General features: G+C 52.9%; 12 protein-coding genes and 1 pseudogene. 7 read left to right on the top strand and 6 right to left on the bottom strand.

Annotation, left to right across the window (positions count from 1 at the left end):
- From tehA to OGY19_RS13210, 3 genes are all read left to right on the top strand, one after another.
- Positions 1–1,002: a dicarboxylate transporter/tellurite-resistance protein TehA gene (gene tehA, locus OGY19_RS13220; protein ID WP_115602014.1), complete on the top strand. Its 1,002-nt coding sequence runs from the start codon at positions 1–3 to the stop codon at positions 1,000–1,002.
- Positions 1,002–1,598 carry a tellurite resistance methyltransferase TehB gene (tehB, locus tag OGY19_RS13215; RefSeq protein ID WP_061067948.1) on the top strand — a complete coding sequence of 199 codons (597 nt, stop codon included), beginning with the start codon at positions 1,002–1,004 and terminating at the stop codon, positions 1,596–1,598. Before tehA ends, tehB begins: the two co-directional genes overlap by 1 nt.
- 142 nt (positions 1,599–1,740) lie before the next feature.
- Entirely contained in the window at positions 1,741–2,412 is a 672-nt protein-coding gene (locus tag OGY19_RS13210; RefSeq protein ID WP_048211592.1) for a DUF3313 domain-containing protein, read from the top strand.
- A 35-nt stretch (positions 2,413–2,447) separates the two neighbouring features.
- Here OGY19_RS13210 and OGY19_RS13205 read toward each other — a convergent pair whose 3' ends face one another.
- Positions 2,448–3,356, bottom strand: coding sequence for a DMT family transporter (locus OGY19_RS13205; protein WP_061067947.1), 909 nt, complete (start codon positions 3,354–3,356; stop codon positions 2,448–2,450).
- Positions 3,357–3,541: 185 nt separating this feature from the next.
- On the opposite strand from OGY19_RS13205, the gene OGY19_RS13200 reads away from it, so the two are divergent.
- A complete protein-coding gene (locus OGY19_RS13200) occupies positions 3,542–4,411 on the top strand; it encodes a helix-turn-helix domain-containing protein (RefSeq protein ID WP_115602015.1) in 870 nt (289 codons plus the stop codon).
- On the opposite strand, the gene OGY19_RS13195 is transcribed toward OGY19_RS13200, so the two are convergent.
- Positions 4,394–5,560, bottom strand: coding sequence for a benzoate/H(+) symporter BenE family transporter (locus OGY19_RS13195; protein WP_048211595.1), 1,167 nt, complete (start codon positions 5,558–5,560; stop codon positions 4,394–4,396). The genes OGY19_RS13200 and OGY19_RS13195 overlap by 18 nt on opposite strands.
- A 104-nt stretch (positions 5,561–5,664) precedes the next feature.
- On the opposite strand from OGY19_RS13195, the gene OGY19_RS13190 reads away from it, so the two are divergent.
- Positions 5,665–6,201: a helix-turn-helix domain-containing protein gene (locus tag OGY19_RS13190; protein WP_061067944.1), complete on the top strand. Its 537-nt coding sequence runs from the start codon at positions 5,665–5,667 to the stop codon at positions 6,199–6,201.
- Positions 6,202–6,280: 79 nt separating this feature from the next.
- Entirely contained in the window at positions 6,281–8,242 is a 1,962-nt protein-coding gene (locus tag OGY19_RS13185; protein ID WP_115602016.1) for a peptidase U32 family protein, read from the top strand.
- 3 nt (positions 8,243–8,245) lie between these two features.
- Here OGY19_RS13185 and OGY19_RS13180 read toward each other — a convergent pair whose 3' ends face one another.
- The 4 genes and pseudogenes from OGY19_RS13180 to OGY19_RS13165 form a co-directional block, all read right to left on the bottom strand.
- The gene (locus OGY19_RS13180) at positions 8,246–8,476 is read right to left on the bottom strand and encodes a DUF2554 family protein (protein WP_048211598.1); all 231 of its coding nucleotides are present in this window, start codon (positions 8,474–8,476) and stop codon (positions 8,246–8,248) included.
- A gap of 190 nt (positions 8,477–8,666) precedes the next feature.
- Entirely contained in the window at positions 8,667–8,792 is a 126-nt protein-coding gene (locus tag OGY19_RS13175; RefSeq protein ID WP_071887343.1) for a DUF2474 domain-containing protein, read from the bottom strand.
- Positions 8,792–9,334 (bottom strand): annotated as a pseudogene (locus tag OGY19_RS13170) (cytochrome d ubiquinol oxidase subunit II); the annotation flags it as partial. The pseudogene OGY19_RS13170 and the gene OGY19_RS13175, both read right to left, overlap by 1 nt.
- Positions 9,335–9,362: 28 nt before the next feature.
- Positions 9,363–12,260: a Tn3-like element Tn5403 family transposase gene (locus OGY19_RS13165; protein ID WP_001553819.1), complete on the bottom strand. Its 2,898-nt coding sequence runs from the start codon at positions 12,258–12,260 to the stop codon at positions 9,363–9,365.
- Positions 12,261–12,354: 94 nt separating this feature from the next.
- Between OGY19_RS13165 and OGY19_RS13160 the strand changes: the two genes are divergently transcribed.
- Positions 12,355–12,960 (top strand): recombinase family protein, encoded by a 606-nt coding sequence (locus OGY19_RS13160; RefSeq protein ID WP_000509966.1) that lies wholly within the window; start codon positions 12,355–12,357, stop codon positions 12,958–12,960.
- Positions 12,961–12,994 lie beyond the last annotated feature (34 nt).

Below are 12,994 nucleotides of genomic sequence, written 5' to 3'. Positions count from 1 at the left end.
ATGAGTAATAACAAGCATAGTGATCGGGTCCTTAATCTTCCGGCCGGTTATTTTGGCATGGTGCTGGGCATCATCGGGATGGGATTTGCGTGGCGATATGCCAGTCAGGCGTGGCCTGTGAGCCACTGGATAGGCGATGGGTTAGTCATCCTGGCCATGGTCTTTTGGGGGCTGCTGACGCTGGCCTTTTTTAGTCGTTTACTGCGTTTTCCGCATAGCGTTTTGGCGGAGATTCGTCATCCAGTGATGAGTAGCTTTGTCAGTCTGTTTCCGGCCACAACCATGCTGGTCGCGATTGGTTTTGTCCCGTGGTATCGACCGCTGGCGCTTGGCTTGTTCAGCATTGGGGTCGTTATCCAACTGGCGTACGCGGCCTGGCAAACGGCAGGATTATGGCGCGGAGATCACCCAGAAGAAGCCACCACACCGGGGCTGTATTTGCCGACTGTCGCCAATAACTTTATTAGCGCAATGGCATGTGGTGCGCTGGGTTTCAACGACGCAGGACTGGTGTTTTTGGGCGCAGGGGTATTTTCCTGGCTCAGCCTCGAGCCGGTGATCCTGCAGCGTTTACGCAGTTGCGGCGAGCTGCCAACGGCATTACGTACCTCGCTTGGCATTCAGCTGGCGCCTGCGCTGGTCGCCTGCAGCGCCTGGCTTAGCGTCAACGGCGGCGAGGGCGATACGTTGGCCAAAATGCTGTTTGGCTATGGTCTGCTGCAGCTGCTGTTTATGCTACGCCTCATGCCGTGGTATCTGTCTCAGCCGTTTAATGCGTCTTTCTGGAGCTTTTCGTTCGGCGTGTCGGCCCTGGCGACAACGGGGCTGCATCTGGGACACGGCAGCGAATCAGGATTTTTTCATATGCTGTCGATCCCTCTGTTTATTTTTACCAATGTTATCATTGCATTATTACTGGTACGTACGTTTGCATTGTTGATGCAGGGGAAACTGCTCATCCGCACGGAGCGTGCTGCATTACTGAAATCTGAGGATAAATAATGACCCTTTGCGACGAAAACTACTTTACTGAGAAATACGATCTAACCCGTACGCATTCCGATGTCGTTGAAGCGGCGAAAATTGTTAAGCCAGGCAAAACGTTAGACCTGGGCTGCGGTAACGGTCGAAACAGCCTGTACCTTGCGGCAAACGGCTATGATGTGACAGCATGGGATAAAAATCCCATGAGCATCGCTAACCTTGAGCGTATCAAAGCAGCCGAAGGGTTGACTAATCTGCAGGCAAGCGTCGCGGACCTTAATGCGTTGAGTTTTGATGGTGAATACGACTTTATCCTGTCTACCGTAGTGCTGATGTTCCTCGAAGCGAAAACCATTCCGGGGCTTATCGAAAATATGCAACGTTGCACGAAACAGGGTGGATATAACTTAATCGTTGCGGCGATGGATACCGATGATTTCCCGTGCACAGTTGGCTTCCCGTTCGCGTTTAAAGCGGGGGAATTACGCAACTATTACCGCGGATGGGAGCTGCTGAAATATAACGAAGACGTGGGGGAACTGCATCGTACAGACGAAAACGGCAATCGCATTAAACTGCGTTTTGCGACTATGCTGGCCCGCAAAATCGGCTGATGGCCCACGCTCTGCGTTCAGCATTTTTTGTGCTGAGCGCAAAAATAAAATTGTGCGGCGCTTACCATTTTTCGCACATCCAAAATGATTTCCTTTTGCTATTATTTCAGATGCATATCTGCAAATACTAAGGGATCGTTCCATGCGTGCTCAAACTTTATTTAAAGTTGCAGTGCTTACGGGTTTACTGGCGTTATCAGGCTGTGCGTCAAAAATCACGCAGCCAGATAAATATTCAGGTTTTTTAAAAGATTACTCTGGCCTGAAGGAAACGAAATCGGCAACAGGACAGCCTGTGCTGCGTTGGGTTGATCCCAACTTCAATGAGTCCAAATATGACAGTATTGTGTATAACCCGATAACCTATTATCCGATTCCTAAACCAACAACTCAGGTTGGGCAACAGGTGTTGGATAAACTGTTGAGCTATACCAATACGCAAATGAAAACCGCCATTAGTAAACGTAAACCCCTGGTGACGACCCCCGGCCCGCGCAGCCTGATTTTCCGTGGCGCGATTACCGGTGTCGCAACCAGCAAGGAAGGGCTGCAGTTCTATGAAGTCGTTCCGGTTGCGTTACTCGTAGCGGGGACACAAATGGCGACAGGTCACCGCACCATGGATACTCACCTCTATTTTGAAGGTGAATTGATCGATGCGGCAACCAATAAGCCGGTGATTAAAGTGGTACGTCAGGGTGAAGGCAAGGACCTGAACAACGAAAGTACGCCGATGGCGTTCGAAACGTTGAAGAAAGTTGTTGATGACATGGCGACAGACGCCTCCATGTTTGATGTCAACAAAAAACAGTAATGCTGAGCGCACCATCTTTTGATGGTGCGCTTTTTTTATGCCGTCCGACGACGGTACAGCAGTTTCCCCACTAACGCCTCCGGGCGTGCAAACATCACCAGATTACCCAGCAAAATCAGCACTAATCCGGCAATTGCGTTAACCTGCCAGACGTATCCTTCATACAATGTTGACAGCGTCAGCGCGACCAACGGGAAAAGTAACGTACTGTAGGCGGCCTTACTCGGACCGATGCGTCCTACCAGTGTGAAATAGGCGCCGAAAGCAATCACCGAGCCAAAAATAGCCAGATATAACAGCGCGCTAAGATAGCTGAACGTCCACTGTGGCGTGAAGTTGTCCTCGCGCACCAGTGCAATGATGGCAATTAGCAAGGTACCGTACAGCATGGCCCAGCTGTTGGTGGTCATCACCTCAAGCCCTTTTTTCTGATGGCGCAGGCTGATCATATTGCCCAGGGAAAAACCAAACGTTCCCAGAGCGCTTAAACCAATACCCAACAGCAGCGTATGATTCAGGCCGCTATTGACCAAATCCTGCCAGAACAGGGTGATGATACCCGTCAACCCCAGCGCCGCGGCGAAATAAAAGCGTATCGGTGGTTTTTGACCAAAAAATACAAAACTATTCACCGCATTGAACAGCACGGCCATCGAGAAAATTACCGACTCCAGACCGGTATTAATCCACGCTGCGGCCGTGTAAAAACACCAGAAATTGAAGCAAAAAACACACCCGCCCTGTAACAGACAAAACAGGTGGTCGCGTCCGGAGAGCTTACGCAATTTGCCGCTGAACAGCAGGAGAAGGATCATCACCGAACTGGCGACCGCAAAGCGCCAAAAGATAGAGACCGGGGCAGCTACCGGACCTTGCTGCAGGTAAATGGCAATCCATGTCGTTCCCCATATCACGACCACCAGGCAGTACAACAATGCGTTCATACATCTCTCTCATTTTTGTATTTAAGCGCACACAGTGTCATGGCTGGCCGGGGCTGGCTTTCATCTGATTGCGGCAGACTTGCAAAATCTTGCGCTTTTTTTCTCGCGAAAGTGAAAAGGAGGCTGTTAACAACATGTAGCTGATATAGACTGAAAGCCTGCTAACTTATTTTGAATGTGATGGTATGTCTCAGCCCTATGGCGCCTTTGAAAACTTACGCAAACATAATGCCGTGCTGCATGAGTCGGTTGCGTTACATTCGGGGATCCAACTGGCGGCGTGGTCGAACAAGCGCGACACCATCACTCAGTATTGCGATCACCACACGCTCAGTTTATATATCGCGGATGGCTACGAAAGCTATCACAAGACGGCAGGGGGCTGGAAAAACGGCGGCGGCCCGGATCGCTTCTGCCTGATGCCGAAAGAGAGCGAATCCAGTTGGGATATTCGTGACGATCTTTCCTTTGTACATCTTTATTGTACCGACGCGCATCTGCGGGAAGTGGGTGAGAAAGTTTGGGACAAAAGCCCTTACAGCTTCACGCTGGACGAACATACGTTCGGCAGCGATCCGGGGATCACGGCGGTTTATCGCCAGTTTTTACTGGGTAATGACTGGCAGCAACCGGCTAATCATCTAACGCTCAGCGCGGCATCTTCGCTGTTGCTGACGCATCTGATTCAACATTACAGCAACGTTCAATGGCGGCCGCCGGTGGTAACCGGTGGGCTTGCGCCAGCCACATTGCGCAATGTGCTGGCCTATATTGACGCGCATCTGGCCTACCCAATGACCCTCAGCGATTTGGCAGGCGAAGCGGCACTGAGCGATTTCCACTTTGCCAGAATGTTTCGCCAGTCGATGAATATGGCTCCGCATCAGTATGTTATGCAGCGTCGTATGGCGCTGGCGCAGCAACTGGTCCGTTATTCTTCACGTAGCTTGTCGGATATCGCGATGGCTTGTGGATTCAGTTCAGCAAGCCATTTTAGCAATCGGTTTAAGCAGATGACGGGCAAGACGCCAACGCAATTACGTGCGTCGCGATAATCTCAGCGTGGCATAACATATCCCTCCGGCGATTAATCCCCAGAAAGCAGAGCCAATCCCCATTAAGGTCAAACCACTGGCAGTAACCAGAAAGGTGACGATTGCAGCATCTCGCTCCGCTTCATGAAGCAATGCCTGATACAGACTACCGCTAATCGTACCGAGTAAAGCAAGGCCAGCCAGCATCTGGATCCAGCTTACGGGCAGGGCCGCCATCAGTCCTGTGACCGAACCACCAAATACACCAGCCAGAAGATAGAAAACGCCTGCCGATGCGGCGGCGAGCCAACGTCGTTTGGCATCAGGATGTGCTTCGGGACTTTGGCAAATTGCCGCGGTTATGGCGGCAATACAAATAGAGTAAACGCCAAAAGGCGAAAACAGCAGCGCTAACAGACCAGTGAAGACAATCAGCGGTGAAACGGGCAAGGAATAACCTGACGCTTTCATGGTGGCAATGCCAGGAGCATTTTGTGACGCCATGGTAACCAGGAAGAACGGCAATGCGATGCTTATACTGTGTGCAAGAGAAAAGTGGGGGGTGATGAATTCAGGCATCACCGGAGATAAATTAATGTTGTAAGTGACAATGTCACCTTTTAGCAGTGCGATGGCGGTACCCACCAGCATGGCAGCAATGACGGCGTACCTGGGCGCGACAACTTTTAACACCAGCCACGCCAGCAGCATGCTGCCGCACAGCAGAAGCTCATTATTAAGACTATTAAATGCCTGCAAACCAAAACGCAGCAGGATCCCAGCCAGCATTGCCGACGCCAGTGAGTGTGGGATTATCTGCATCAGACGTGCAAACAACCCCGTCACACCACACAGGACTATCAGCGCGTTAGCAACAATAAAAACGCCGATAGCATCCTGAATGGTCACGCCTTGCAGACCCGTAACCAGCAGTGCAGCACCGGGCGTAGACCAGGCGGTCAGGATGGGAGCACGATACCACACTGACAATGCCAGCGTACTCACGCCCATCGCGATTCCCAGTGCGGTCATCCAGCCCGCAATCTGCCCGGTCGTTGCGCCTGCGGCAACCGCCGCTTGCCAGATGATGGCTGCTGAACTGGCATAGCCGACCAGCACGGCAACAAAACCCGATAAAACGGTGGGCAAAGGGATTAATAATGTGCGCATAGCGACTCCGCGTGCGTTATAACGGTCATTCACTGTAGCACTGTGCGTTATAGCGTACAAGTGATAAGCTGATGGACAGAAACAGGAGATAGAGGAAGGCGACAATGGACAATTTAACCCACTATCTGGCTACCACGCTCCGGACATTACGTCACCAGCGGGAATGGAGTCTGTCGCGTCTGGCAGAAGAAACGGGTGTCTCTAAAGCCATGTTGGGGCAGATAGAACGCAATGAATCCAGCCCAACAGTGGCGACGCTATGGAAAATTGCCACCGGACTGAACGTGCCGTTTTCGACGTTTATTTCACCACCAGAGTCAGAAGGCACAGCGACTTTTGATCCCCAACAGCAGGCAATGGTAGTGACACCGCTGTTTCCATGGGACCCACAACTCTGTTTTGACCATTTTTCAATATTGCTGGCACCGGGGGCGTTGAGTGAATCTACACCGCATGAAACCGGTGTGATTGAGCACGTAGTGGTGATTAGTGGCCTGCTGGATATGTGCATTGACGGACAGTGGCGAACCATCAAATCGGGTGAGGGTGTCCGTTTTGCGGGTGATACTGCACATAGTTACCGTAACAGCAGCGAACAGACGGTTCACTTTCATTCCCTGATCCATTACCCACGCGGTTAATCGGGAAAACTATTCCGAAATGTCGCGCTTCTGACTACAATAGCCGCCATTTTTACCGCTTGTGGATGGTAACAACTGTATGCGCCAGCAACCTCATCACCTTGAATTGTTAAGCCCGGCCCGGGATACCGCCATTGCGCGTGAAGCCATTTTGCACGGTGCTGACGCCGTTTACATTGGCGGACCGGGTTTTGGCGCGCGTCATAACGCCAGTAACAGCCTGAAAGACATCGCCGAACTGGTGCCATTCGCTCATCGATATGGGGCGAAAATCTTTGTGACGTTGAACACGATTTTGCATGATGATGAGCTGGAACCTGCTCAGCGGTTAATTACCGATTTGTATCAGACTGGCGTTGATGCGCTGATTGTGCAGGATATGGGGATTCTGGAACTGGATATCCCACCGATTGAACTGCATGCCAGCACCCAGTGTGATATTCGCAGCGTCGAGAAGGCGAAGTTTCTTTCTGATGTCGGATTCACGCAGATTGTATTGGCGCGCGAACTGAGTCTTGAGCAGATTCACGCGATTCATCAGGTGACGGACGCGATGATCGAGTTTTTCATCCACGGTGCGTTATGCGTTGCTTATTCAGGCCAGTGCTATATCTCTCATGCGCAAACCGGGCGCAGCGCTAACCGCGGCGACTGTTCACAAGCCTGCCGACTACCGTATACCCTGAAAGACGATCAGGGCCGGGTGGTGTCGTATGAAAAACACCTGCTGTCGATGAAAGATAACGATCAGACCGCCAACCTCGGTGCGTTGATTGATGCCGGAGTACGTTCCTTCAAAATTGAAGGGCGCTACAAAGACATGAGCTATGTGAAAAACATCACTGCACATTACCGGCAGATGCTGGATGCCATCATCGAAGAACGCGGCGATCTGGCTCGTTCATCTGCAGGTCGCACTGAGCATTTCTTCACGCCATCTACGGAGAAAACCTTCCACCGCGGTAGCACTGACTATTTTGTAAATGCCCGTAAAGGCGACATTGGTGCATTCGACTCACCTAAATTCATTGGCTTGCCAGTGGGTGAAGTCCTGAAGGTGGCGAAGGATTATCTTGATGTCGACGTGACGGAACCGCTGGCAAACGGGGATGGCCTGAACGTGTTAATCAAGCGTGAAGTCGTGGGATTTCGCGCTAATACCGTTGAAAAAACCGGGCACAATCGTTATCGGGTGTGGCCGAATGAAATGCCTGCCGATCTGCACAAAGTTCGTGCTAACCATCCGCTGAATCGCAACCTTGATCATAACTGGCAACAGGCGCTGACCAAAACCTCCAGCGAACGCCGTGTCGCGGTTGATATTGAATTGGGCGGCTGGCAGGAAGAGTTGATCCTGACACTGACCAGTGAAGACGGCGTGAGTATCACCCATACGCTGGATGGTCAGTTTGAGGAAGCGAACAATGCGGAAAAAGCGTTGAGTAACCTACAGGACGGACTGGCAAAACTTGGGCAGACGATGTACTACGCCCGCAATATTCAGGTGAATCTGCCGGGCGCGCTGTTTGTACCGAATGGTCAACTGAATCAGTTTCGCCGTGAAGCCATCGACATGCTGGATGCCGCGCGTCTGGAAAACTACCGGCGTGGCAGTCGTAAACCTGTTGCCCAGCCGGCACCGGTCTATCCACAGACGCATCTGAGTTTTCTGGCTAACGTCTATAACCATAAAGCGCGTGAGTTTTACCACCGTTATGGCGTCCAGTTGATTGATGCAGCCTATGAAGCGCATGAAGAAAAGGGCGATGTTCCAGTGATGATTACCAAGCACTGCCTGCGTTTTGCATTCAATCTGTGTCCGAAACAGGCGAAAGGGAATATCAAGAGCTGGAAAGCCACGCCGATGCAATTGGTAAATGGCGATGAAGTGCTGACGCTGAAATTTGATTGCCGACCGTGCGAAATGCACGTGATCGGCAAGATGAAACATCACATCCTGAAGATGCCATTGCCGGGCAGCGTAGTGGCTTCCGTCAGCCCCGAAGACCTGATGAAGACGCTGCCGAAGCGTAAAGGCTGACGGTTAACTCATATGGATATCGGGTTTGCGTGATTTCTGCCAGTGGTGGTGCTCGCGAAGATCGGCGGCGGATTCTTCCGCCGTTACTCGCAGCTCATCGCTGTCGGCCGTGTGTCGTAATAGGTGATCGGCATCCTGCACCTGAAGATATTCATGTCCCTGATTAGTAGCGAAAAGCTGACCCGAAAAAAGCGCGCTGGCCAGCAATAACACCGTTAACCCTTTCTTAAACATCATGCACCCTCTGGTACGTTAGCTGCGGAATTGGCGATAATTTCGTCAGGTGACTATTCAATATTTTAATCGGGTTAATGGCAATCTCTGTTTTGCCAATTCGATGTTTTTTACATTTTTGTTTAGTCAACGTTAGGATTTGTTAAAACCGGGAAGCGCAGCGCGACCCGGTTGTTACCGGGGGGGAAAATCAGGACTTAAATCCCGCCGCCGTCATCAGTAAGCGAAAGAATGAACCGACGGCCGCCAGGGCCAGCACGCTGCCGCCCCAGAGAATGATCAGCCACATCAGACGTTTCCAGATTGATTGTTCCATCAATGATACCCCTCACCATGTTGAACTTTGCCGCGGAAAACGTAGTAACTCCAGAAGGTGTACACCAGGATTATCGGGATAATCAGCAGTGCGCCCACCAACATAAAGCCCTGACTTTGCGCCGGAGCCGCCGCCTGCCAAAGGGTAATAGACGGTGGAATGATGTGTGGCCAGATACTGATCCCCAACCCGCTGAAACCGAGAAAAATTAAACCCAGCGTCAATATAAATGGCGGGGCATGGCTATGCTGCTGGCCCAGAGAACGCCACAGCCACAGGCTCATTAGCGCAACCAGCAGCGGCACCGGCATCAGGAACCACAGATTTGGCAGGCTAAACCAACGATCGGCAATGGCACTGTGCGCCAGCGGCGTCCACAGGCTGATAATGGCAATGACAGCCAACATCGCCAGCAGCAGTTTTTTTGCCACACTGCGCATTTTATCCTGTAGCGGGTTTTCGCTTTTCATCACCAGCCATGTTGCCCCCAGCAGGGCGTAGGCCACCACCAGTCCCAGCCCGCAAAACAACGTGAAAGGGGTCGGTTCCGGCTGAGGGCGAAATGACACCCTAAGCTTTCGGTTCCTTGGGCCAAAGATATTCGCCAGTCAGTAGAATGTGCGCCCAGCCCAATGGGGATATGTGGGGAAGAAATTCAGGGGGAACATCCAACCCTTCGTTCCGCCGCTCCGTGACGGCATGACCAAGATGGACGGTATTCCAGTAAATGATCACCGCAGTCAATAAATTGAGCCCAGCGATTCGGTAGTGCTGCCCCTCTGTCGTGCGATCGCGAATTTCCCCCTGCCTCCCGATACGGAGCGCATTTTTGAGCGCATGGTGGGCCTCTCCCTTGTTAAGACCGATCTGAGCACGCCGCTGCATGTCCGTATCCAGGATCCACTCAATAATGAAAAGGGTCCGTTCAATACGACCAACTTCACGAAGCGCAACTGCAAGGTTGTTTTGTCGTGGGTAAGAAGCGAGCTTGCGCAGGAGTTGGCTGGGCCTGATTTTGCCAGCGGTCATCGTCGCGGCACAACGGAAAATATCAGGCCAGTTCGCAACGATAAGATCCTCCCGGGCTTTTCCACCTACCAACTTGCGTAACTCCCTGGGGGTCGTATCGGGATTAAATACGTACAACCGCTTCGATGGCAGATCCCTGATTCGCAGAACGAGATTGTAGCCGAGCAGGCTACTGGCTCCGAACAAATGGTCGGTGAATCCTGCTGTATCGGCATACTGTTCGCGAACATGGCGACCGACCTCGTTCATCAGTAGTCCATCGAGAATATACGGTGCCTCGCTCACGGTCGCCGGGATCGACTGACAAGCGAATGGCGCGAACTGGTCGCTTACGTGAGTATACGCTTTGAGGCCGGGAACAGAACCATATTTGGCATTGACCATGTTCATGGCTTCGCCATGCCGCGCTGTCGGGAAAAACTGACCATCGCTCGATGCTGACGTGCCCATCCCCCAGACGCGTGACATCGGCAGTTTACCCTGCGCGGCCACCACAATTGCCAATGCCTGGTTCATGGCTTCGCTTTCAACATGCCAGCGGGCAAGGCGTGAGAGCTGCCAGTAATCATGCGTGTTTGTAGCTTCCGCCATCTTACGCAGGCCCAGATTGAGCCCTTCAGCGAGCAGGACGTTGAGCAGACCGATCCGGTCGCGACATGGAGCCCCGGTTCTCAGATGGGTAAACGCATCTGTGAAACCAAGGGCTGCATCAACTTCAAGCAGCATGTCGGTAATCCGAACGGACGGCATTCGGCGATACAGATCCAGTATGAGTGCCTCGGCACCATCCGGCACGTCTGCTGTCAACCTGTCGATCCGCAACGTTCCATCTTCTATGCTACCGTGCGGAATAGTGCCGTTACGGGCAGCCCGGGCCAGCCGCTTAAGAGCGATCGTGAGTCGCGCCTTTCTGTCTGCCAGCCAATCCTGTGGGTTGGAAGGCACGGCCAGTTTTGCATTTTCCTGCGCCGCGATCATCGGCACCAGTACCTGCTTGAGGTCACCATAGCGGCGCGAATGAGCGAGCCAGACATCTCCGGAACGAAAAGCATCCCGGAGGTGAAAGAGTACCGCCACTTCCCAAAGACGGGTATCTCCTTTTTCCTGAGCTCGTAAATGACGGTTCCATTTGGAGCTGGGCCGCAGGAAACGCCTTTCTGGCGATGCAACACCTTTCATCTCTCCGATCGACAAAGCTGCTGCTACCAATGGTCCGGCGACCGGCGCGGCTTCGAGCTTCAGACAGCGCAACATGCGGGGCGCATAACGACGAAAGCGATGGTATCCCTGCCCGACATATGCAAGAGGCTCATCGGCTAGCGTGTTGCTGAGTTGAGTCCCTGTCGCTACCAGTTGAGCGAGCCGGTCCCATGCAACCGAACTGGCGACAGCCATCTCCAGCGGGGTTCCGTCACTGCGGGCCTCAAGCAACGAAGCTCCCAGCGCGGTGAAGGTACGGATCGTATCCGTGAGTGTGGCTTTAGAGCCGGAAATTGTTTCGTCATGCTGGCGCTTCGCTTCCCGCCAGGTTTTTCCTACGATCCTGTCATGGGTTTCGACTATGGCATCAGCAATCGCCGCTTCCCACTCCACAACACAGACGGCAAGGATCGCCCAGCGGCGGTCCGAAGTGATGTCACGCAAACCGTCGGTGAAGTAGCGTTCACCCTGCCGACGCAGCCGGGCAATGCGATGGGCAGGTATGCTGGCCAAAGCACTATGATTGATATTCAGGGTACGCAGAAATTCGAGCCTGTCGAGCAAACGGTTAGCAGCAGCCGAGTTGTTACCAACCTCGAAGTTGCGAAGCCAGATGAAACGACTGATATTGCCGGCGAGCATTTCACTCAGAAGTTTGTCCAGGTGATCGCGAACATCCGCTGTTAAATTTTCCGCAATCCGCGTTTCAATCCGCCGCTCAGCGGCGACCAGAGCATCCGCGCACAAGCGCTCGATTGTCGATACTGCGGGCAGAATGGTGGAAGTTTCCCGACACCGCACAATAAAACGATGAGCAAGATCCTCGTTTGATCTGGCATCTTCGGCCTGGCCGAAAGTCCACTCCCGCAGATCACGGGCACCACGGCCCGTGAAGGTCTTGTAGCCGTAAATTTCGCGCAGCGTGTCCATGTGCTGCTGACGGGTTTGGCGCCGTGTGGCATAAGTGAGAAGCGCATCAGCCGGAACTCCAAGCTGAGCACCGACGAAGGAAAGGACTTCACGCGGGATCATCTCACCAGGAGCCAGTGCACGGCCCGGATATCGTAAGGCACAAAGTTGCAGGGCAAAGCCAATCCTGTTTTCCGGTCTGCGGCGCTGCCTAATGTTTTCCAGGTCATCATCGCCCAGCGTGTAGAACTTCAGTAGCGACAGTTCGTCCGTGGGCAGATCGAACAGCGCTGCTCGCTGCCGTTCGGTGAAAATATGGCGTCGTGACATACAAATTCGTCCCTTTTGAAGTATAGTCTGTTTTGGACAACAGCCAGCCCATATAAATCAGGGCGTTCCGATACAAAAATCCAGGAGGGTTCAATTGGGACATCGTGCCGCCATTTACTGCCGGGTTTCAACAGCGGATCAGTCTTGTGAACGCCAGGAATTTGATCTGCGAGCCTTCGCCGGCCGTGCCGGCTACGACGTGGTGGGAATATTTAAGGAAACAGGTTCAGGAACTAAACTCGACCGGGCCGAGCGAAAGAAAGTCCTGGCGCTTGCCCAGTCCAGACAAATTGATGCAATCCTGGTCACTGAGCTTTCCCGGTGGGGGCGCTCGACGCTCGATCTGCTCAATACGCTACGTGAACTGGAGAACTGGAAGGTTTCCGTGATAGCCATGAATGGAATGGCGTTCGATCTTTCGTCGCCGTATGGACGAATGCTGGCGACGTTTCTTTCCGGCATTGCGGAGTTTGAGCGGGATCTCATCAGCGAGCGGGTCAAGTCAGGCCTTGCTGTTGCGAAGGCACGTGGTAAGAGGCTTGGTCGTCAGGCCGGAGTGCGACCAAAATCAGACCGACTTTTGCCTAAGGTGGTTGCGATGAGGGCCGAGGGACGCAGCTATCGCTGGATCGCACGCGAGCTCGGTATCAGCAAGAATACCGTCGCTGACATCGTGCAACGACACAGAGCTAACGCTTAGGGTGTCATTTCGCCCTCAGCCGGAACCGACCCCT

Origin of the sequence: Citrobacter sp. Cy070, assembly GCF_030332245.1 — a bacterium.
In the GTDB taxonomy this organism is placed as follows: Bacteria; Pseudomonadota; Gammaproteobacteria; order Enterobacterales; family Enterobacteriaceae; genus Citrobacter; species Citrobacter youngae.
The sequence above is the reverse complement of the archived record's forward strand: the minus strand, read 5'-3'. Positions and strand labels throughout refer to the sequence as shown.

Coding starts and splice junctions, on each gene's coding strand:
- tehA (WP_115602014.1), top strand. CDS start 1: ATGAGTAATAACAAGCATAGTGATCGGGTCCTTAATCTTCCGGCCGGT.
- tehB (WP_061067948.1), top strand. CDS start 1,002: ATGACCCTTTGCGACGAAAACTACTTTACTGAGAAATACGATCTAACC.
- OGY19_RS13210 (WP_048211592.1), top strand. CDS start 1,741: ATGCGTGCTCAAACTTTATTTAAAGTTGCAGTGCTTACGGGTTTACTG.
- OGY19_RS13205 (WP_061067947.1), bottom strand. CDS start 3,356: ATGAACGCATTGTTGTACTGCCTGGTGGTCGTGATATGGGGAACGACA.
- OGY19_RS13200 (WP_115602015.1), top strand. CDS start 3,542: ATGTCTCAGCCCTATGGCGCCTTTGAAAACTTACGCAAACATAATGCC.
- OGY19_RS13195 (WP_048211595.1), bottom strand. CDS start 5,560: ATGCGCACATTATTAATCCCTTTGCCCACCGTTTTATCGGGTTTTGTT.
- OGY19_RS13190 (WP_061067944.1), top strand. CDS start 5,665: ATGGACAATTTAACCCACTATCTGGCTACCACGCTCCGGACATTACGT.
- OGY19_RS13185 (WP_115602016.1), top strand. CDS start 6,281: ATGCGCCAGCAACCTCATCACCTTGAATTGTTAAGCCCGGCCCGGGAT.
- OGY19_RS13180 (WP_048211598.1), bottom strand. CDS start 8,476: ATGTTTAAGAAAGGGTTAACGGTGTTATTGCTGGCCAGCGCGCTTTTT.
- OGY19_RS13175 (WP_071887343.1), bottom strand. CDS start 8,792: ATGGAACAATCAATCTGGAAACGTCTGATGTGGCTGATCATTCTCTGG.
- OGY19_RS13165 (WP_001553819.1), bottom strand. CDS start 12,260: ATGTCACGACGCCATATTTTCACCGAACGGCAGCGAGCAGCGCTGTTC.